This is a genomic window from Peribacillus sp. YIM B13477 (genome assembly GCF_042787955.1).
Taxonomy (GTDB): Bacteria; Bacillota; Bacilli; order Bacillales; family DSM-1321; genus Peribacillus; species Peribacillus frigoritolerans.
Genome location: NZ_JBHZPD010000005.1, coordinates 272,311 through 292,530, shown reverse-complemented (window position 1 = coordinate 292,530; position 20,220 = coordinate 272,311). Strand labels below are relative to the sequence as shown.

18 protein-coding genes and 1 pseudogene are annotated in these 20,220 nt (G+C 37.3%); 14 read left to right on the top strand and 5 right to left on the bottom strand.

Annotated features, from left to right (window positions below; translation table 11 throughout):
• Positions 1 to 263: 263 nt before the first annotated feature.
• The 3 genes from ACFX4H_RS17255 to ACFX4H_RS17245 all read left to right on the top strand — a co-directional run bounded on the left by ACFX4H_RS17255 (position 264) and on the right by ACFX4H_RS17245 (position 3,016).
• On the top strand, positions 264 to 1,259 hold the full coding sequence (locus tag ACFX4H_RS17255) for a thiamine pyrophosphate-dependent dehydrogenase E1 component subunit alpha (protein ID WP_249598782.1): 996 nt from the start codon (positions 264 to 266) through the stop codon (positions 1,257 to 1,259).
• 12 nt (positions 1,260 to 1,271) lie between these two features.
• Positions 1,272 to 2,255 (top strand): alpha-ketoacid dehydrogenase subunit beta, encoded by a 984-nt coding sequence (locus ACFX4H_RS17250; RefSeq protein WP_377435918.1) that lies wholly within the window; start codon positions 1,272 to 1,274, stop codon positions 2,253 to 2,255.
• A 500-nt stretch (positions 2,256 to 2,755) separates the two neighbouring features.
• A complete protein-coding gene (locus ACFX4H_RS17245; protein ID WP_249598780.1) occupies positions 2,756 to 3,016 on the top strand; it encodes a hypothetical protein in 261 nt (86 codons plus the stop codon).
• Between the two features lie 109 nt (positions 3,017 to 3,125).
• On the opposite strand, the gene ACFX4H_RS17240 is transcribed toward ACFX4H_RS17245, so the two are convergent.
• Entirely contained in the window at positions 3,126 to 3,476 is a 351-nt protein-coding gene (locus tag ACFX4H_RS17240) for a c-type cytochrome (protein WP_034312682.1), read from the bottom strand.
• Positions 3,477 to 4,010: 534 nt separating this feature from the next.
• Here ACFX4H_RS17240 and ACFX4H_RS17235 point away from each other — a divergent pair.
• The 8 genes and pseudogenes from ACFX4H_RS17235 (at position 4,011) to ACFX4H_RS17200 (ending at position 11,940) form a co-directional block, all read left to right on the top strand.
• Positions 4,011 to 4,229: a twin-arginine translocase TatA/TatE family subunit gene (locus ACFX4H_RS17235; RefSeq protein ID WP_034312681.1), complete on the top strand. Its 219-nt coding sequence runs from the start codon at positions 4,011 to 4,013 to the stop codon at positions 4,227 to 4,229.
• A gap of 53 nt (positions 4,230 to 4,282) precedes the next feature.
• Positions 4,283 to 4,957, top strand: a pseudogene (gene tatC / locus ACFX4H_RS17230) (twin-arginine translocase subunit TatC).
• 62 nt (positions 4,958 to 5,019) lie between these two features.
• Complete coding sequence (locus ACFX4H_RS17225; RefSeq protein ID WP_241635693.1) at positions 5,020 to 5,784, top strand: gluconate 2-dehydrogenase subunit 3 family protein; 765 nt, start codon at positions 5,020 to 5,022, stop codon at positions 5,782 to 5,784.
• A gap of 18 nt (positions 5,785 to 5,802) precedes the next feature.
• Positions 5,803 to 7,518, top strand: a complete 1,716-nt coding sequence (locus tag ACFX4H_RS17220; RefSeq protein WP_095390227.1) for a GMC family oxidoreductase — start codon at positions 5,803 to 5,805, stop codon at positions 7,516 to 7,518.
• Between the two features lie 179 nt (positions 7,519 to 7,697).
• Positions 7,698 to 7,958, top strand: a complete 261-nt coding sequence (locus ACFX4H_RS17215; RefSeq protein WP_054396325.1) for a hypothetical protein — start codon at positions 7,698 to 7,700, stop codon at positions 7,956 to 7,958.
• A gap of 129 nt (positions 7,959 to 8,087) precedes the next feature.
• A complete protein-coding gene (locus ACFX4H_RS17210; RefSeq protein WP_034312672.1) occupies positions 8,088 to 9,488 on the top strand; it encodes an MFS transporter in 1,401 nt (466 codons plus the stop codon).
• Between the two features lie 775 nt (positions 9,489 to 10,263).
• A complete protein-coding gene (locus ACFX4H_RS17205; RefSeq protein ID WP_249598776.1) occupies positions 10,264 to 11,241 on the top strand; it encodes a ring-cleaving dioxygenase in 978 nt (325 codons plus the stop codon).
• Positions 11,242 to 11,340: 99 nt separating this feature from the next.
• Complete coding sequence (locus tag ACFX4H_RS17200; protein ID WP_249598775.1) at positions 11,341 to 11,940, top strand: nitroreductase family protein; 600 nt, start codon at positions 11,341 to 11,343, stop codon at positions 11,938 to 11,940.
• A 164-nt stretch (positions 11,941 to 12,104) separates the two neighbouring features.
• On the opposite strand, the gene ACFX4H_RS17195 is transcribed toward ACFX4H_RS17200, so the two are convergent.
• On the bottom strand, positions 12,105 to 13,448 hold the full coding sequence (locus ACFX4H_RS17195) for an aminotransferase-like domain-containing protein (protein ID WP_377435917.1): 1,344 nt from the start codon (positions 13,446 to 13,448) through the stop codon (positions 12,105 to 12,107).
• A 116-nt stretch (positions 13,449 to 13,564) separates the two neighbouring features.
• On the opposite strand from ACFX4H_RS17195, the gene ACFX4H_RS17190 reads away from it, so the two are divergent.
• On the top strand, positions 13,565 to 14,521 hold the full coding sequence (locus tag ACFX4H_RS17190; RefSeq protein WP_377435916.1) for a DMT family transporter: 957 nt from the start codon (positions 13,565 to 13,567) through the stop codon (positions 14,519 to 14,521).
• The gene (locus ACFX4H_RS17185) at positions 14,521 to 15,414 is read left to right on the top strand and encodes a DMT family transporter (RefSeq protein ID WP_057275978.1); all 894 of its coding nucleotides are present in this window, start codon (positions 14,521 to 14,523) and stop codon (positions 15,412 to 15,414) included. Before ACFX4H_RS17190 ends, ACFX4H_RS17185 begins: the two co-directional genes overlap by 1 nt.
• A 137-nt stretch (positions 15,415 to 15,551) precedes the next feature.
• Here ACFX4H_RS17185 and ACFX4H_RS17180 read toward each other — a convergent pair whose 3' ends face one another.
• The 3 genes from ACFX4H_RS17180 to ACFX4H_RS17170 all read right to left on the bottom strand — a co-directional run bounded on the left by ACFX4H_RS17180 (position 15,552) and on the right by ACFX4H_RS17170 (position 18,320).
• The gene (locus ACFX4H_RS17180; protein WP_377435915.1) at positions 15,552 to 16,121 is read right to left on the bottom strand and encodes an MFS transporter; all 570 of its coding nucleotides are present in this window, start codon (positions 16,119 to 16,121) and stop codon (positions 15,552 to 15,554) included.
• Positions 16,118 to 17,548: an FAD-binding protein gene (locus ACFX4H_RS17175; RefSeq protein ID WP_377435914.1), complete on the bottom strand. Its 1,431-nt coding sequence runs from the start codon at positions 17,546 to 17,548 to the stop codon at positions 16,118 to 16,120. The genes ACFX4H_RS17180 and ACFX4H_RS17175 overlap by 4 nt, the downstream gene beginning before the upstream one ends.
• A gap of 166 nt (positions 17,549 to 17,714) precedes the next feature.
• Positions 17,715 to 18,320: a TetR/AcrR family transcriptional regulator gene (locus ACFX4H_RS17170; protein WP_377435913.1), complete on the bottom strand. Its 606-nt coding sequence runs from the start codon at positions 18,318 to 18,320 to the stop codon at positions 17,715 to 17,717.
• A gap of 443 nt (positions 18,321 to 18,763) precedes the next feature.
• Between ACFX4H_RS17170 and ACFX4H_RS17165 the strand changes: the two genes are divergently transcribed.
• Complete coding sequence (locus tag ACFX4H_RS17165) at positions 18,764 to 20,083, top strand: MFS transporter (RefSeq protein ID WP_377435912.1); 1,320 nt, start codon at positions 18,764 to 18,766, stop codon at positions 20,081 to 20,083.
• Positions 20,084 to 20,220 lie beyond the last annotated feature (137 nt).

Here is a 20,220-nt window from a genome sequence, read left to right as displayed (position 1 = left end):
AATATTGCATTGAGTTAGTACCAGGTAATAATAGTAGATGATAACGCATTTGAGGGTGTTAAATGGCAAGCATGCATACATAAAAGAGCTTTCCCTTCCTTAGATACATAACAGGATATAAGTTTGCGAGACAAACAAACAGCTAATAAGAAAGGTTAGTAATTTGTGATATAAAGACCCATATTTATATTGGGTGACAGCGTGAGGAGAACATTCTGGTTTTAACAGAAAACCGTTTTAATTATTAGGAGGGATGATGACATATGGTTGAAAACCGCCATCTACAGGCAGGTCTGAGTGATGAGCAGGTGCTTGAGATGTATAGAATTATGTTGTTGGCAAGAAGAGTGGATGAACGGATGTGGCTGTTGAACAGATCTGGAAAAATTCCATTTGTCGTTTCTTGTCAAGGGCAAGAAGCAGCTCAAGTGGGTGCAGCATTTGCGTTGAATCGTGAAAATGATTATGTCCTTCCTTATTATAGGGATCTAGGAGTGGTGCTCGCGTTTGGGATGACCGCCAGGGATTTAATGTTATCCAGTTTTGCCAAGGCAGAAGATCCAAATTCAGGCGGACGTCAAATGCCTGGGCATTTTGGGCAAAAGAAGAATCGAATCGTGACGGGATCTTCGCCAGTTACGACTCAAGTGCCACATGCAGTGGGGATTGCACTCGCTGCAAAAATGGAAGGAAAAGATATTGTTTCATTCGTTACATTCGGTGAGGGTTCATCAAACCAAGGTGATTTTCATGAAGGAGCGAATTTCGCAGGTGTACATAAACTTCCGGTCATCTTGATGTGCGAAAATAATCAGTATGCCATTTCCGTCCCTATTGAAAAGCAATTGGCTTGCGGGAAAGTGTCCGACCGGGCCATTGGTTACGGCATGCCAGGGGTGACGGTTGATGGAAATGATCCGATCGAAGTATACCGGGTGGTGAAAGAAGCTGCTGAGAGAGGAAGGCGTGGTGAGGGCCCAAGCTTAATCGAAACGGTTTCATACAGGCTTACACCACATTCAAGCGATGATGATGATAGTCAATACAGGTCGCCTGATGAAGTATCGGAGGCAAAAAAAATAGATTCAATCATTACTTTTGGTGCCTATTTAAAAGCAATGGGAATCATGGATGATCAAATGGAGAAACAATTGAACGAGGAAATAATGGAAGTTGTGAATGAAGCGACGGATTATGCGGAAAATGCTCCATTTGCAAATGAAGACACTCTCTCAAAATACGTTTACGCAGAAAGGTAAGGAGGAAAGAAGATGGCAGTGATATCTTATATAGATGCCGTGATAATGGCGATGCGGGAAGAAATGGAACGTGATTCCCGTGTATTTGTATTAGGTGAGGACGTAGGGGTAAAGGGCGGCGTGTTTAAAGCGACTTCAGGGTTATACGAACAATTCGGTGAACAGCGTGTCATTGATACACCGCTTGCTGAATCCGCAATCGCAGGAGTCGGCATCGGCGCGGCCATGTATGGAATGAGGCCGATTGCGGAAATGCAATTCGCTGATTTCATCATGCCAGCCATCAACCAAATCATTTCGGAAGCTGCAAAAATCCGTTATCGCTCCAATAATGACTGGCATTGTCCTATCGTCATCAGAGCTCCATACGGCGGAGGTGTACATGGGGCGTTATACCATTCACAATCCGTTGAAGCCATTTTTGCGAATCAACCGGGACTTAAAATTGTCATGCCCTCTACACCCTATGACGTGAAAGGATTATTGAAAGCTGCCATTCGCGATGATGACCCGGTCCTTTTCTTTGAACATAAAAGAGCCTATCGCCTAATTAAAGAAGAAGTGCCGGATGATGATTATGTTTTACCGATTGGTAAAGCGGATGTAAAACGTGAAGGCGAGGACGTCACAGTGATCACTTATGGCCTTTGTGTTCATTTTGCGCTTCAGGCAGCTGAAAGGCTGGCCAGTGATGGCGTATCCGTTCATATACTTGATTTACGTACCGTTTATCCATTAGATCAAGAAGCCATAATGGAAGCTGCATCTAAAACAGGAAAAGTCCTATTGATTACTGAGGATAATAAGGAAGGAAGCATCATTAGTGAAGTATCGGCGATCATTGCAGAAAACTGCCTCTTCGATCTTGATGCCCCAATCATGAGACTCGCTGGCCCGGATGTTCCTGCCATGCCATATTCACCATCATTAGAGAAATCATTCATGGTGAATCCTGAAAAAGTGGAAAAGGCGCTGCGGGACCTGGTTGCCTATTAAATGGTCTGCATGGAGGAACGAACTCTTCTTATCCGTTTAAATGGTTGTTTATATTTGGATTGATCTTAAAAATGAACTTAAGTCTAGCAACTATAAAATAGGTTGCCAGGCTTTTTTTTACGCTGAATAAATCATCTATAGTTAAAAAATAATCCGTTTGATTACGCTAGAGGGAGCATATAAAACCAGAGATTTTTTTTTGGATTATCACTACATGAATATATACTATTGAAAAGAATCCCTGGACAATTATCCAATAATAAACTATTGGTATGGTGTTTGAAAGTACATATTATGGAATTGTAATTGCCGATAATCACGCAAAATTCAGTATATTAGCAATGAATATTGTGTATTTTTAAATGTTGAATGATGGGTGAACATTGAAACTAGCAAGGGACTATTATCTTTTAGAAATCTCCGGGCGCAGGCAATTTCGTATAAAAAATTCATCATGAAGTATTATATGAAGATAATATCTATTTCGAAGGAGGAAAAAATTGAGCGATCATATTAGAAGCGAATTATCATTATTCACCGAGTACCTTGTATCATTATTATTCACAGCTTGCCTTGCGGTTTTTCTCACAAAGTTCACTGATTCATTTCCATGGCTTTCCTTTATTGGTGTTTCAATTGGTCTTGCCCTCATGATTTCCTGTTGGGAACAAAAGAAAAACCAATGGTCTCTTTTTATTATAGGGTTATTATTCAACACAGCTGTTTGGTCTCTTGTTTTAAATTGGTCCTCATTTTTTTAAATATATTTATTCCTGAAAATTACAAAACAGCCTGATCCATTTTGATTGGATTTGGCTGTTTTATTTTACGTTTAATTAAGGCCATCGATATAGTTGAAAAATTGCCTCTTCACTTTTTCTGTGATAACCACTCTGCCACGATTGCAGCTTCTTCATTTGAAATAACGCCTGCTGGCATACCATTTTTACCATTATTAATAATATCTTCTATATCATTTTGTGAATATTTTGTACCAATTTTATTTAAAGCTGGACCAGCTCCTCCTTGTAAATTTTCCCCATGACAAGATATACAACTATTACTCACAATTTCTTCAGGATTACCAGCTGAAGTATCCTGTGTTCCCCCATTTGAATTTGGGGAGGGTGAGGGTTGATGGCCTCTGTAAAAAAACAGTAAAAATATTAAACATCCAGCAAGAACGATACTGGCTCCAGAAGTAAACCAAATTTTTTTCATAAATACCTCCGTATTTAATGTAGCGTGGAGTGAAAATCTTTTTGATAAAAGAACAAAGAACGTTTCTAATATATCTTCTGCATAATAATAGAATCCGTGGAAAATACATAAACCTCTAAGGTCTTATTTTACTCTTCCAAAGTATTTAAGCATTATTATTAATTTATATCTTTCCCCAAAGTTATTTTTGCATGAATACATTTTTAATAAAAGGTAAGATTCTTTTACAAAATTCCTTTATAACATTTCCAACTTTCTGCATGGTTATTTAATAAAAGTATAAACATATAGTCGAATTACTGAAAAACTAATATGAACTATTTAGAAAGATGAGGAATTTGAATATAGAACTGTAAACAAAACAGGCATGTCTAAATATAAGCTAGGTATAAAATTGAGCTGTTTTGTGAATATATGTAAAAGGAATAAAACAGGCACTTAAACATCCTTTAGTGTGAATAATAACGTTTACTGTAAAGGTTACAAACGGTTTTTAGTAAATGTAACTGATGTTTTTTATGGAGGATTGACGTGATGTTTCAGAATATTGGGATTCCAGGCTTGGTCGTAATTCTTATCATTGCGCTTGTAATTTTCGGTCCGAAAAAACTACCTGAAATTGGTCGAGCATTTGGGCGGACATTAACGGAGTTCAAGGGTGCAACAAATGGATTAATTTCTGATGAAGATAAACAGGAAGAGAAAAAACATGAGTTATCGACTGCTGAAAAGAAGATGCTGGATAAACAGTAGAGTCCATAGTGGTATGCAGGTGGGCATTTTTCATATAACTGGAGGTGGCCACCTTGGAAAACAAAGATTCACATCTCATTGAACATCTTGATGAACTTCGGCAACGAATGATTTCGTTGGTGCGTTAGTTTATGTTGAAGACTTATATAGTTGGATAATTAAAGATCTTGGGAGGGATTTAGCTAGCCTGGGACCAAGTGATATTTTATGGGTGTATACGATTATTTCTGTGTTTTTGCCATTGCGGCTGCGATCCCTGCAGTTGCCTATCAGACTTGGGGATTTATAGCACCTGCCCTGACAAAAGAAGAACGCAAAGTGACTCAAACGTTAATCTCAGGATTATTCATTTTGTTTATTGTCGGAATCTCTTTTGGATACTTTCTGTTATTTTCCATTGTGCTGGAATTTTTAACAAATATGTCAGCGGGCCAGTTTGAAATGATGTTTACAGCAGATAATTATTTTCGGTTCATGATTAACTTGGTTTTACCGGTTTGGTTTTCTATTTGAAATGCCATTGGTAGTGATGTTTTTAACCTGATTAGGAATTCTCAATCCAGTAAGGTTGGCAAAAGCGTGGAGAGTATCCTATTTTTTCTGGTAGTCGTATCAATTAGGATTACTCCTCCGGATTTCATACCGGATATACTCGTCATATTCCTTTACTGGTTCTTAACGAATTAAGTGTCACCATATCCAAGATTGCTTATATAAGAAAAAGGTAGTAAGCGATGCATCAATGTGATAAGAAAATTCACACCTTGATTATGAAATAGGAGGTTTTTTTTTGTCGGACAAAGAGAAAAGTCAAATCGAAAAACAAGGTAGTACGAGACGTACCTTTTTAAAGAATTCCGGTTTAGCTGTTGGAGGGCTTATTTTAGGTGGAGCAGTTGGAAGCATGTTTGATAGAAATTCGGAAAGTGGTGTGAAAACAGAACAGAAGAGTCAAACTCAAGCTAATAATCCGAATGAAGCCCTGATGTTTTTTTATCCAGAAGAATATCAGACGACAGCGGCAGCTGCAGAACGTATTTTTCCAAAGGACGATCTTGGACCAGGTGCTATGGAATTAAATGCGGCGATTTATATTGACCATCAACTCAACAGTGGGTGGGGCGTAAATGAAAAGGATTATAAACTTGGACCCTATTATAAGCCAGGGCCAACACAAGGTGAACAGAATAAACTTTACCGAAAAGATTTGTTCCGGCTAGGCTTAAAAGAATTGAATACATATAGCAACAAAAACTATAAAAAGAAATTTACAGAATTAGACGCTAATGAACAGGATGAAGTGTTAGCTGCATTCGAGAAAGGGAAAGCAAGTTCGCTTTCTGGTGCATCTTCATCGGCATTTTTCCAATTGTTAAGAACTTTGACCATTGAAGGTGTTTATGCAGATCCGTTGTACGGAGGAAATAAGGAAATGCTAGGCTGGCAGATGCGAAAGTATCCTGGTTCTCGAATGAGTTATACAAAAGAAATCCAAAGTAAAGAATTTTTAAAGCTAGATCCAAATAGCCTTCAAAGTCATATGAAACATTCATGATAGAAAGGGATGAAAAACATGGCAAAAAAACTACCTAAGGTACCCGTCGTTGTTGTCGGGATGGGCTGGGCTGGAGGTATTATTGCCTCGGAATTAACAAAAGCAGGAATCAAAGTCGTTGGATTAGAGCGCGGGAAAGAACGGGATATGAGTGATTATTTAATGGTGCATGACGAACTGCGTTTCCAACATCGTGAAGAGTTAATGCAAGATTTATCAAAAGAAACTATTACTCATCGTAATAACCAAAAAATGAGAGCACTCCCTATGCGTAATTATGGAACTTTTATCGTAGGTGAAGGTCTTGGAGGAGCTGGTAGTCACTGGAATGGACAGACCTACCGTTTTCTTCCTTATGATTTTGAAATTAAATCACTAACTGAAAAAAGGTATGGTAAAAATAAAATTAAATCAGACTATCCGATTCAAGACTGGGGCATAACATATGACCAAATCGAACCATATTATGATACTTTTGAAAAAATGGCAGGAATATCTGGTGAAACTGTCAAGTTATATGGAAAACGCTCCAATCCTTATCCAACAGGACCGATGATAAAAACACCTGTATTAGCGGAATTCGAACAAGCAGCGAAGAAGCTTGGCTACAAACCATATATGATCCCATCTGCAAATCTATCAGAGAATTACGAAAATCCTGATGGCATTTCACGTTCAGCCTGTCAATATTGTGCATTTTGTGAAAACTTCGGTTGTGAGTATGGTGCAAAAGCAGATCCAGTTGTTACGGTCATTCCTGTTGCAAAAAAAACTGGTAACCTTGACCTGCGGACATACTCAAACGTCACCCGTATTTTAAATGATGGTACGAAAGCGACAGGTGTTATTTATGTAGACACCTTCACGGGTGAAGAATTCGAACAACCGGCAGAAGTAGTGGTCTTAGCGAGTTATGTATTTAATAATGTTAGACTTTTACTTAATTCGAATCTTGGAATACCCTATGATCCAAAAACCAGAAATGGTGTAATTGGTAAAAACTATTGTTACCAAGTGAGTTCAGGATATTCAAGCCTTTATTATAATGACCGTGAGTTCAATATATATGGAGGTGCAGGTGCATTAGGCATTGAGATTGCAGAATTTACAGGTGATAATTTTGACCATTCGGATGTAAACTTCCTTCACGGAGCAGGAATTCGTACAACCCAGTATGGGAATAGACCTATAGCTAATAATAACTCACCAATCGGAACACCTTCATGGGGTGCGGAATTTAAAAAGCAATCAATCAAATATGCCAATAGCATCCTGCAAGTCAAATCACAGGGTGCAAGTATGCCACACATACAAAACTACCTTGATCTGGACCCTACTTATAAAGATGTATACGGTATGCCTTTATTACGGATGACATATGATTATACTGCCCAAGACCGTGAGTTAGTAAAATACATGGCGAAAGTAACAAGATCGATTGCTAAAAAAATGGGTCCTGATCATATTGATACGGTTGCTGAACAAGCAGATTTTAACGTAAACACAGATACGAATACGCATAACACAGGCGGCGTCATCATGGGGGCTGATCCAAAAAATTCAGCAGTTAACACTTACCTGCAAATGTGGGACGCTGAAAATGTATTTGTTGCGGGTTCTTCAGCATTTCCTCATAACAGTTCGTTCAACCCAACTGGTACTTTAGGTGCCTTTTCATATAGAGCAGCAGAAGGGATTGTAAAGTACCTTAAAAAAGGTGGTTCCCTCGTATAAGACAGCTTTTCCTTTGACCTAAAAATAACATGACCTGTTCCCACAATAATTGGGGGCAGTTTTTTAATTTTAGGATGCTAAAAAAACAAACATGCATGGGCTCCATTTAAGACTAAGGGTATCGTTTAAGGTACATATTAAACTTAATACCAAAAACTTAAGATAAGGGGGTTTATAAAATGAAAGGCAAATGGAAAATCACTATTTTATCCGCATTACTTTCGGTAAGTTTTTTGTCAGCATGTAACGCCGGTAATAACGACTTTAATGATCAAGAGGAAGTAGATTATCGTCCTGTTCGAAATGACACGGACACGAATCCGAATAATAATGATGATGATAATCGATCATTCAAGCACGATGAAAACCCTGATCAAACAGATAAACAAATGGAAAAAGGCAATAACCTTGAATTTAATAAATCGAGAGGCGATTTATAGAACCTCTAATAAGAAGACAATATTTTATTTGGGATACCATTGGAAAAACGCCCAAAATTCGATTTTCCTCCAGTTTGACTTTACTTCTCATTCTTGCATAAATGTATTCCATGGAGTTGACATGATAAAATGAAATTTAACAAGAAAAAAATCAACGTTGTAGATATTCAAAAAGCGAAGAAAAGCGTGTTTGCTACAGGGGTAGGAAATGCTATGGAGTGGTTTGATTTTGGCCTATATTCCTATTTGGCTGTTATCATCAGTCAAAATTTTTTTAGTGCTGTTGAGAATGATGAGCTAAAATTAGTGTTCACCTTTGCAACGTTTGCTATTGCCTTTTTAATGCGCCCAGTAGGGGGTATCATATTTGGTAAAATCGGAGATAAATTAGGAAGAAAAGTCGTTTTAACAACCACGATTATTTTGATGGCTTTTTCAACATTACTAATCGGTTTATTACCTACATATGATCAAATCGGTATATGGGCACCTATACTCTTATTAATAGCTAGAATTATTCAGGGTTTTTCAACAGGTGGCGAATACGCTGGTGCAATGGTCTATATTGCAGAATCTTCTCCAGACAATAAACGCAATATGCTTGGAAGTGGATTAGAAATTGGTACGCTAATTGGTTATATATTAGCTTCATTACTTGCCAGTACACTCTTTATCACCCTATCTGATGAACAGATGGCCTCATGGGGTTGGAGAATACCGTTTCTACTCGGCTTACCTTTAGGGCTTATTGGATTGTACTTAAGAAAAAGTTTAGAAGAATCACCGATTTTTGAAAATGAACTTTCTGATGATGAAGCCCAAGAGGAAAGCTTTCTATCCATTTTAAAAAATCACAAAAAGGATATTCTTGTATGTTTTGTAGCTGTTGCATTCTTTAATATTACAAGCTATATGCTATTATCATACATGCCTTCTTACTTAGATGAAATTATTGGATTATCCAGTACAGTAGGAACCCTGTTAATTACGATTCTAATGATTATTATGGTGCCCCTTACTTTAATGTTTGGAAAGCTCAGTGATAAAATTGGAAATAAGACCGTTTTCTTAATCGGTTTAGGCGGTTTAAGTCTATTATCTGCCCTTGCTTTTTATTTAATAAACTTGAATGCTTTAGTATTTATTTCGTTAGGTGTTCTAATTCTAGGTGTTCTGCTTTCAATTTATGAAGGCACAATGCCTGGATCGTTACCAACCATGTTCTATACTGATATTCGATATCGAACATTATCGGTGACCTTTAATGTCTCGGTTTCAATATTTGGTGGAACTACCCCTTTAGTTTCCACATGGTTAGTTCACCAAACAGGGAATAACCTAGCACCTGGTTTCTATCTAACAGCCGTGAATATTATCGGGTTTTTAGTGATATTATTCTTGTTCAATAGTACTTCAGGAAAATCGCTAAAAGGATCTTACCCAACAGTTGCTTCAAAATCTGAATTTCAAGAAGCTGTTGAAAATCCAAAAGATTCCCTATGGTGGAAAACGGAACAAAGAGAAAAATAAAAAAAACACAATGGGAGGACTACTCGAAATACAGTCACTCAAACTTGAGCGTCTGTATTTCGGGTTTTGTGGTATTCACGAATAATAAAGTTGTTTAAAAGTGGAAAGAAGAATTAAAGGAAAGCGATAGAGTTATTTAAAGAAATGGGTAACGAATAAGTTCCCTTTTCTCTTAGGGAACTGCTGGACAATCTACCCACTTATCCACCTGGGGCACATTGATGCAAATAAGGTAGAAGAGGTATCGGGATTTTAGGTTTGTTCGCTTTGATCATTTAAAGGAAGAACAGATTAAACGAGATGTATACTCGATAAACCCTTAATTAATGAAAAGATGTGAATTCAAATGGATATTACGAAAATTAGGGGATGATTAATAGTGACAGCCTTAAAACAACGGTTGCTATACCTTAAGCTTATTGGTACGGAACTAGTAATAATAGAAATACAAAATACTGTCATTGCCGCTAGTTATAGCTTTAGACAGTAACCCATATACAGAATGGTCTATATTTTAAGTGAAATTGACTGTGTGTTTTTTTTTGCCCTGTAATTATTTCGATATTGAGATATATTAATTTGAGATAATGTTGTTGACAGTGAATGGTATTCATGATAAATTATCTTTAAGTAAAGATATATTAATTCAAGATAATGAGAATACCTAATCAAACCCCTATAATGAATAGCCACTCTTTTTGAAGGAAAAATATAGGGGATTAAGGAAAATGTTAAATATCCAAAAATTGAATCGTTTTAATGGGAGGAATAATGTATGAATGGTTTAAAAGGTATACACCACGTAACGGCCATAACAAGTAGTGCTGAAAAAAATTATGAATTTTTCACAAATATATTAGGCATGCGTTTAGTCAAGAAAACCGTTAACCAAGATGATATCCAAACCTATCACCTGTTTTTTGCCGACGATGTTGGCGGTGCGGGTACTGACATGACATTCTTCGATTTTCCCGGAATTCCTAAAGGAGTGCATGGTACTAATGAGATCTCTAAAACATCCTTCCGTGTACCGAATGATGCGGCATTGGAGTATTGGGTCAAGCGCTTCGACCGTTTAGAAGTAGGGAATACAGGAATCCAAGAACAGTTTGGCAAAAAGATCATTTCATTTGTGGATTTTGATGATCAGCAATATCAATTGATCTCAGATGAAAATAATGAAGGGGTTGCAGCAGGGATTCCTTGGCAAAAAGGACCGATTCCTCTGGAACACGCTATTACAGGATTAGGACCAATTTTCATTCGTATCGCCAACTTTGATTACTTTAAAGAAATGATGGAAAAAGTCCTATTATTCAAAGAAATAGACAATGAAGGGTCATTTCACCTATTTGAAGTAGGGGAAGGCGGCAATGGTGCACAAGTGATCGTCGAGCATAATTCGACCCTTCCTCAGGCTCGGCAGGGTTTTGGGACTGTTCACCATACAGCCTTCCGTGTTGAAGACCGTTCCGTTCTGGAAGAATGGATCAAACGAATGGAAAGCTTCCAATTTCATACGTCCGGTTATGTCGATCGTCACTTTTTTGAGTCGCTTTACGTACGAGTGGCACCGCAAATTTTATTCGAGTTTGCCACGGATGGTCCTGGATTCATGGGGGATGAGCCGTATGAAACGCTTGGGGAAAAGTTATCTTTACCACCGTTCTTGGAACCGAAAAGGGATCAAATCGAAAAGTTGGTCCGTCCAATTGATACAGTAAGAAGCACCAAGGAATTCATTAAAGAATAATTGCGAATGATATATTGGTTTATGCCCATACTAAAATAGGTAGAAATAAAAAATGGAATAATCATTTGAAATAGAAAAAATGTTCTGGAGGAATGAATCATGACAAAAGATTTTTACACGGCCATTAAAGAGAGACGTTCATATTATGGAATCAATAAAGAAGTCCAAGTAACGGATGAGAAAATTAAAGAAATAGTTGAATTTGCGGTAAAACACACGCCATCGGCTTTTAATTCCCAATCCTCCCGCCTTGTTGTTTTAACAGGATCGGCACATGATAAATTATGGGATATTACGACGCAGGCTTTAAGGAAAGCGGTTGGTGAGGGGGATTTCTCTAGCACTCAACAAAAAATGGATTCCTTTAAAGCGGGATATGGGTCAATATTATTCTTTGAAGATGAATCTGTTGTGAAATCACTTCAAGAACAATTTGCAACGTATGCCGATAACTTCCCAATCTGGTCACAACAAACATCAGGCATGCATCAATTAGTTGTTTGGACGGCACTTGAAGCAGAAGGATTGGGAGCAACTTTACAGCATTATAATCCTCTAATTGATGATGACGTGAAAAAAGAATGGAATGTTCCAAGCAATTGGAAATTGATTGCGCAAATGCCATTTGGAAATCCAACAGCTCAACCGGGTGATAAAGAATTCAAACCACTTGAGGATCGTATCAAATTTTATAAATAAAGAGGACCGATAAGAGAAACTTTGTTGAGAGCCAATTCTAATTGGCTCTTTTTTGTTTGAGCTCATTTGCCCATATTTTTTCAGTTTTACAATAAGAAAAAATATTTTCACTATTTTTTGTTTATTGCCGTGTGTGGAAAGTGACTATACCTTATGTAAAAGTTTTATAAGTAATAATTCTCCTTTTTATTCAATTCATTGAAAATAAGAGCTATTCCTTGCTCGAGTTTTTGTATATTTGTATTGGACACGTTTAGTTTTAATATTTTTTCCTGGTGAAAGCCATCTATATAATTTTGACCCATCGTCTCTACCAGTACATGTTGATTCTGTAAGTTATTGATGAGGTAAGTACTATTTAAACGTTGAGGCAGTACGATATGAGCGTTCATACATATGGATGATGGGCGATAAAAGCCTGAAGCAGAGTGCTTTTCTAGAGCATCATATAGCAAGTTTGCACGCAATGAATAGGAAAGGCGCACTTGGTTTCTATGGTGTTTAAACATACCGCTTTTTATGTAGATTTCCAATGCTGCTTGTGAAATCATGGAACTATCAATATCAGACGTTCTTTTATATAGTTGGAAGCTCTCCGATAATGGTTTAGGCAATACGGCAACACCTATGCGTAATCCTGGAAACATTATTTTTGAGAAGCTTTTTAAATAAATGACCATGTTATGGGTATCCTCGGAAAAAATAGGGTCTACCTTCATATTTTCTTCGAAATCTGCTAAATAATCATCTTCTACAATATAGACACCATACTTCACTGCAAGTTTTAGTATCTCCACTCTTTCCATTTTAGAGTAAGAAGTCCCTAACGGATTATGAAAACGTGGCATCGTATAAAAGAATTTAATTTCCTGATCACTAAATATCCGTTCTAACTCCCCTAAATCAATACCTTCTGCAGTTCGTTCGATTCCTAGCACGGAAATCTTGTACGCTTTCAATTGCTCCACAAATAGATGATAACTAGGCTGCTCAACAAGTATATGAGTACGTTCATTTGGAAAGGGGATTAACGTTAATAAGGAAAGTGCTTGCTGCACGCCAGAAGTAATGAAAATCTGTTCTTCTTTTGCGAAAACCTGATACTGCTCTAATTGTTTTTGTATCACTTTAATTAAAGAGGGCAGTCCTTTTGGAGTGCCATAGATAAACAATTCTTGCTGATAGGTATCGATGGCTTTGTTAATGCAATGTTGAAAGTCATGATACGGAAATTGATGCCAAGCGGGAGCGGAGGTAACAAAGTCGATGTCCGTTGTGGGTTCGCTTTTACCATCAAATTCCTTTTGTACGACATAATATCCGCTTTTAGGAACGGCGTAGATTAAATGCCTCTTTTCCAATTCTTGCAGGGCTTTCAAGACTGTACTTTTACTACATTGATGTTGATCGCTTAATTGACGAATTGACGGGAGTTTAAAGCCCGCTTTGAGCCGTCCATTCTGGATGAGAAATTCAAATTCATTAAACAAAGCTACGTATTTTAGCATGAATACCTCCTAAAAACTGTACCGTTACAGATGCTCCTTATTTGTATTGTATCGTACTGGAACTTTTAATACGATACTAACAACCGGCCGGGTGTTGAAAAGGAGGATTACTCAATATGACAGAAAATAAAAAAGCCTATTTTGCAGCGATACTATATGCCATTATTATTGGATTTTCATTTATCTTTACAAAAATATCATTAATGGAAGCTAGTCCGCTAGATACATTGGCACATCGATTTACGATGGCTTTGTTGATCGCCATAATTTTTAAGCTATTAAGGAGGACATCAGTGAAAATGAGCGCAAAGGATACTGTGAAAATTCTTCCGTTGGTGTTCCTTTATCCAATTTTATTCTTTATTTTTCAAGTGTTTGGTCTCATTTATACCTCATCTTCAGAAGCGGGTATTATCCAAGCGACCATACCAATTTTTACGTTAATATCAGCTTCATTATTTTTGAAAGAATACGCAGGTAGAGCTCAGAAATTTTTTCTTTGTTTATCTGTTATGGGGGTTATCTTTATCTTTGTCATGAATGACTTGCAACATGCGGCTAACAGTTTGAAAGGAACGATCCTGATCTTATTATCCTCGATTGCTGCCGCTCTTTATAATGTGATAGCGAGGAAGGTAACAAAGCAATATTCACTATTTACGTTAACTTATGTGATGACTTTCTTTGGTTTTGTGACCTTTAATAGTTTGGCCGTCATTAACCATATAATTAACCATTCCATCAGCAGCTTTTTAATACCCTTCACAAGTAGTGCATTCCTCATTTCAATCGTATATCTTGGGGTATTATCGTCTTTGCTTACTGCTTTTTTATCAAACTATTCATTATCTATATTACCAGCATCTAAAATGAGCGTTTTTAGTAATTTAGCGACATTGATTACGATAATGGCAGGGGTGATTTTCTTACATGAATCGGTTCATTATTATCATGTAATAGGTGCAATGATCATTCTTGCTGGGGTAATCGGCACGAATTATTTTGGTGGAATTCAATCCAAGCATAATAGTAAGACTTTTGCCGACCCATTGCTGAAAAGGGAGGTAAAGTAATGAATAAATATGTATTGTTACTCTTGATTAGTGGTATATGGGGATCTCAATTTTTCTTTATTGCATTAGTCATAGAAAATGTTGGGGTTATTACATTATCAGCCATCAAAGCATGTATCGGCGGTATCTGTTTACTCTTCTTTGGTTTGTTTTTATCAAAAGAAGAGCGAAAAGTACCCAGGGGTTATTATAAATGGTATATTATCATTGCTTTTTTCGAGGTTGTACTCCCATTCGTTTTTATTGCACAAGGCCAGAAATCGGTGCCTAGCAGCATCGCAGCGGTGCTGATTGGAATGGTTCCCATCTTTACCATCCTTTTTTTATTAGCATTTTTCAAAAGAAAAAGCACAAGGCCGCAGATTACAAGTATCCTATTCGGATTTGCAGGTATTGTCTTCCTTTCCTGGCCGACACAAGGAATCCAAGACCTTTCTAACAGTATTCAAGGGAACATCCTCATGATATTGGCTGCTATGAGTTTTGGATTATCATTGATTTTCATGGAGAAATTAAACGAGGGTTCTTCCGTCATTCATATGAGAAATGTATTACTGATTGCCAGTGCATTGCTCATACCCATGTCCCTTTTGTTTGAGCAATCTTTCAAATTGGATATAGCACGATCTCAATCCATCTACTTAGCGATTTTAGGCATTTTCCATGCAGGGGTTGTTTATGCATTATTTAACAGGCTGATTCGGCAAGAAGGCGCATTATTTACTTCATATAGTAATTATATAGTGCCAGTCATCGGAATGATTTTAGGGTTTTTCTTTTTACATGAAGCGTTGTCCATTCATCAATTGATTGGAATGGCTATAATAATGATGTCATTAGTTTTTTTAGACGAAAAAATAATTATCAAATTGAAAAATGGGCAGCAGGTTTAATATTTTTTGTAAAATCATTTTTAGTTTTTTGATCAGCAAATGAATATATGGTAAAAGAAGCATCTGCTGAGGTTAATGCAGATGCTTTTCTTTTAAAAGAGGTAACTGATTTATTGGCTATAACCAGTAATATATGCTTATATTTTTAGTTTTTCTGCATTAGATTGTGATGTATTTTTCTCCATCTTCATTATAATAAATCCACTCCAGGCAAACATAAGGGAGGCTATGTAAAAGATGCTGCCGATCGTTAAAAAGTCGACTAAATATCCAGTTGCAATCACCGCAACTGCAGCACCGACGGATGTCCAAACATGGTATTTCCCGATTTCCGCACCCGCGGTTTTCTTCGTTACATATCTTGCCAGTACCGTTTTTTCAGTGTTTCTTTGTACTGCCCCAAGTACTCCCATAATGATTTGCAGGAGATAGACATGCCAAATTTCATATGCGAGAGGAAAGGCAAGCAGGATAAGTGCCATTCCCCATGAATAGATAAGGAGAAAGGCTTTGTCACCTGTTTTGTCAGTAAATTTTCCGATTAAAGGATAGCTAAGCGCTGCAGTCAATGAGAATATTCCATATGCCCACCCGAATTGCGAATAACTGGTGCCTACATTTTTGATTAGCAATATATAAAAGGGGAAAATCATGCTGGCAGCCATTCCAACAGTGCCTTGGTAAAAAACAAAACGTTTATAATTCATGGATGATACTCCTCATAGAAAAGATTCATGAAGCGATTATCAGGATCATATTTCTTCTTTAATCGAAAGAATTCCTCAGTACGCGGATACGCTTCAAATAATTGTGTCTTGGTTGGATACCCATAATAGGGCAGATAGTAGCTGCCGTTATGGTCAAGCGTCACATCGATCATGTTACGGATGACCCTTCCTGTATTATCCTTGCTTTCGTCATCTGTCCCTTGATTGATGAGCATCACTAAAGCGAACATATCATCCTTGGCATAGGACATGAGTGATTCATCATTATGTTCCACATAACGAATTGTGATATTTAATAAATTAAAATCTTTCTCATCAGATAAGGTTCTTCTTAAGTCATCGATATAATCAGCAAATTGATCAATCGGAACGAAGTATTCTTGCAGCACTTCAGTTTTGGTGGGGTTGCTGTAATCCATGAATGCTGAATCCGACCGCATCACATTATTCCTCGATACCAAGTTGTCATCAATATTGGCCGTGTAGGCTTTTTGAGTTTCCCAAAACCTATTTTTACCCCAGTCATTAAAACGTGAGAGGCCAAGAAAGAATTTAGGCAAGGCAATGATCGTTTCCCGTTTGAGAGTATTGTAGTCAGATAGCCTTGTTTGGTCATTTGCCCTATAATAATCCGTTACATACATTTCATCCAAATAGGAGCCAGGAGCAACAGATATTCTTGCAAGATGCATTTTAACATCATTGTTTTGAAGAACTTCTCTTTTAAAGTACGACGTATATTCATCATAATGAAGTGATTTAGTTTTAATGTTATAAAGTTCGTCATCGGTAAGGTGGAGTGTTACATCGAGTATGACTCCAAACAATCCATACCCGCCAATAACCGTATGGAAGAGCTCCGGATTATCTTTGCGGCTCACTGTTAGGATTTGTCCTTTTGCGTCAAGCAATCTAAAAGATTCCACGGTTTCTATCAAGGCATGATGACGGATATCCCGGCCATGGACATTAACGCTCAAAGAACCGCCAATGGTAAAAATGTTTTGAGATTGACTGACCTTCAGTGCAAGCCCATATGGGTTGATGTATTCCTGAAGAGCAGCCCAGGTTGCACCGCTTTGGACCGTAATGCGTTTTTCTTTTACATCCAAATCAAGTATTTTATCATAGTTCTTCATATCGAGCAGAATCCCGTTTGGATATAATGTCTGCCCTCCTTGGCTATGCTGCATTCCGGCAATGGAAATGGGATCATCGTTTTTTTCGGCATCCAAAACGACCTTTTTGATTTCTTCTTCACTATCTTCTGCCTTTATCACTTTCATTTTAACTGGCATCAGACGGCTTATATCTTTGGCAATAGGGTGGTCAAGCTTGAAATTAAAAGCCTGCAGCGATAATCCAAATAATAGTGCATATAGGGTGATAAATAAAAATCGTTTCATGATAGCTGGAATTCTACTCCTCGTTTACTTTGTTTGACACTTAATTGAAATAAAGAAAATGTATGAACCTTTTATATTAATGGAGTTTCCCTGACCATTCAGTAAGATTCGGGTTAATATTGAATTAAATGTCAGATTTTTAGAAATGAATCTTTTGATTTATGTTTTAGTTCTTGGTTTTAAGCCCATTAATGATTGTTTTGGTTAGCGGTATGGATAGTGATTCCAAGCTTTGTTCTGAGTTGTTTAATCCCCAATGATAGATGATTCCCATCAGGCTTTGGATGATAAGTTGTGAAATTTCGTTAACTGATTGGTCAGTGCCAATGTCGTTTTGTTCTTTCGCCTCTTCAATTAATGAACGAATGATTTTGAAGAGTGAGCGGTTTGAATTTAAAAAGTAAGTATTTTCTTTCGAATCTAAAGCGGAACTGTAAATCACTTTCATTAAATCTTTGCCCATTTCTACTTCCAGAAAACGCATCAATCTGCGAATGAAAATAAACAATTTCTCGGTAGCGACCATATCGACTGGGAACGAACGGAAGACTTCGCGATAGTAATCATCGACTTCTATGAATCTCACTAAAAAAATGTCCGATTTCGCTGAAAAGTGTTGGTAAAATGACCCTTTTGATGTGCCGCTTTTTTTCACGATTTCGTCAACGGTAACTTTATCGTAACCTTTTTCGCTGAATAGCTTTAGAGATATTTGTAAAATTTTTTCACGAGTCTTTTCTCCCCTAAGTTGTTTCTTTCTGGGTTCAATCATAAAAAACCTCCAAATGATAATTGACAGAATATTCCTATATAGTTTAATATCAGACTACAGTCTAGTTAAATGATTGCTGGTCTATTTAATCTAACGTAGATCATGAATAATCACAACGCTATCTTAAATGGTTTTCGTGCATTTGGAAAGCGCTTACAAATCTTCGGGGTCAAGTATGGAGAAGGTTAATTGAGTTTAAATAGGAGGTTTTTCAAGGATTTCTATACAATCGGTTACTGTCTTACAGAAAGCCTAATTCCTCTTTAGCCCTGAGTATATGGATTGTATTTATAATATTGTTGGATTCAGTATATGTAAATAGAGGGTGGTGGTTTTCAGGATAAATTGAGAGCTAGGAATGAACCAGAGTGTCGGGAAGCTGGAAAAGAGTTGTACGGTAAACTTTTTTGGGAAATAGTAGCATGAAAAGGGAGGAAATAATCTTGAATCATTCCAGTGGTGAAATAGAGAAACGAACGATCAGTAAGACGATGAAACGCATTCTTCCATTTATCTTGCTCCTTTATATCATTGCTTACTTGGACAGGGTCAATTTAGGCTATGCTGCTTTACAAATGAATGCAGAATTAGCTTTATCCGCTGAAGTTTTTGGATTGCTTTCTGGTATTTTCTTCATCGGCTATTTCTTTTTTGAAGTCCCTAGCAACATGATCATGCATAAAGTGGGAGCTCGGATATGGATTGCCCGTATAATGATTTCGTGGGGGCTTGTGGTAATATTAACAGGATTTGCCCAAACAACGATGCATTTATATATTCTCCGTTTTTTATTAGGTGTTGCTGAAGCTGGTTTTTTCCCAGGTATAATTTTGTATTTAACTTATTGGTTCAGGGCCCGCGAAAGAGGACGGGCAACAGCGGTTTTGCTCTTAGCCCTACCGATTGGCGGATTGATTGGTGCGCCTGTGTCGACATGGATTCTTGACAATATTTCCTGGTTCGGTATGGCAGGGTGGAGATGGATGTTCATTCTTGAAGGCATTCCGGCCATTATTATAGGAATTGTTGTTGTTTTCTATTTAACTAATAGACCGTCTAACGCTAAATGGTTATCAAAGGAAGAAAGTGATTGGTTAGAAGGCGAATTGAGAGCGGAAAGAAAAGTTAGCTCGAAAATAAATAAAGTCACGAAGCTTGATATGCTGAAAGATTCGAAAATCTGGAAGTTGGCTCTTTTTTATTTTGCAGGATACACATCCATCTATGGATTGTCATTCTGGATGCCAACCATCATAAAATCTTTATCGGAAAACGCAACAACTAATTTAGAAATAGGCTGGTTAGCGATGATTCCATCGTTAGTCGGTATACCTGCAGTTATGTTTGTAGGCTGGAATTCAGATCGGACCAATGAACATAAAACACATTTGCTAGTTTGCCTTATGATAGCGGTTGTCGGATTTATCGGGTGCGGCTTTTCAAATAGTGTTTTTATGATGGTGCTTATGTTAACGATTACATCTTTCGGGTTATACGGGTTCAGTGGATGTTTCTTTGCCTATATGACATTTTTCTTCACTGAGTCCACTGCCCCAGTTGGAATAGCCATAGTTAATTCATTTGCGGCTTTAGGCGGTTTTGTAGGACCGATGATTCTCGGAACTGTTGCCTTTACTCAAGGAATGTTTATTTTATCTGGATTACTTATAATAGGTGTCATCACCCTATTATCATTAAAATTGTCGGATGCTTCAGATGAAAACATAGGTAAAGAAGTTGAAGTCAATATTAATCGATTATAGAGGTTCTAAATGTATGGAAGATTAAAAGTGATTAAAAAAGAAACATCATTGGAAATCACAGCGTTTCCACGATGTTTCTTTTTTTATTTAAGCACACATATATATGGAGTGAAAATACCAGTTGAGCATGTCAAAGC

Coding starts and splice junctions, on each gene's coding strand:
- ACFX4H_RS17220 (WP_095390227.1), top strand. CDS start 5,803: ATGGCAAAAAAACTACCTAAGGTACCCGTCGTTGTTGTCGGGATGGGC.
- ACFX4H_RS17210 (WP_034312672.1), top strand. CDS start 8,088: ATGAAATTTAACAAGAAAAAAATCAACGTTGTAGATATTCAAAAAGCG.
- ACFX4H_RS17175 (WP_377435914.1), bottom strand. CDS start 17,548: ATGAAACGATTTTTATTTATCACCCTATATGCACTATTATTTGGATTA.
- ACFX4H_RS17180 (WP_377435915.1), bottom strand. CDS start 16,121: ATGAATTATAAACGTTTTGTTTTTTACCAAGGCACTGTTGGAATGGCT.
- ACFX4H_RS17200 (WP_249598775.1), top strand. CDS start 11,341: ATGACAAAAGATTTTTACACGGCCATTAAAGAGAGACGTTCATATTAT.
- ACFX4H_RS17240 (WP_034312682.1), bottom strand. CDS start 3,476: ATGAAAAAAATTTGGTTTACTTCTGGAGCCAGTATCGTTCTTGCTGGA.
- ACFX4H_RS17185 (WP_057275978.1), top strand. CDS start 14,521: ATGAATAAATATGTATTGTTACTCTTGATTAGTGGTATATGGGGATCT.
- ACFX4H_RS17215 (WP_054396325.1), top strand. CDS start 7,698: ATGAAAGGCAAATGGAAAATCACTATTTTATCCGCATTACTTTCGGTA.
- ACFX4H_RS17250 (WP_377435918.1), top strand. CDS start 1,272: ATGGCAGTGATATCTTATATAGATGCCGTGATAATGGCGATGCGGGAA.
- ACFX4H_RS17170 (WP_377435913.1), bottom strand. CDS start 18,320: ATGATTGAACCCAGAAAGAAACAACTTAGGGGAGAAAAGACTCGTGAA.
- ACFX4H_RS17205 (WP_249598776.1), top strand. CDS start 10,264: ATGAATGGTTTAAAAGGTATACACCACGTAACGGCCATAACAAGTAGT.
- ACFX4H_RS17235 (WP_034312681.1), top strand. CDS start 4,011: ATGTTTCAGAATATTGGGATTCCAGGCTTGGTCGTAATTCTTATCATT.
- ACFX4H_RS17195 (WP_377435917.1), bottom strand. CDS start 13,448: ATGCTAAAATACGTAGCTTTGTTTAATGAATTTGAATTTCTCATCCAG.
- ACFX4H_RS17190 (WP_377435916.1), top strand. CDS start 13,565: ATGACAGAAAATAAAAAAGCCTATTTTGCAGCGATACTATATGCCATT.
- ACFX4H_RS17255 (WP_249598782.1), top strand. CDS start 264: ATGGTTGAAAACCGCCATCTACAGGCAGGTCTGAGTGATGAGCAGGTG.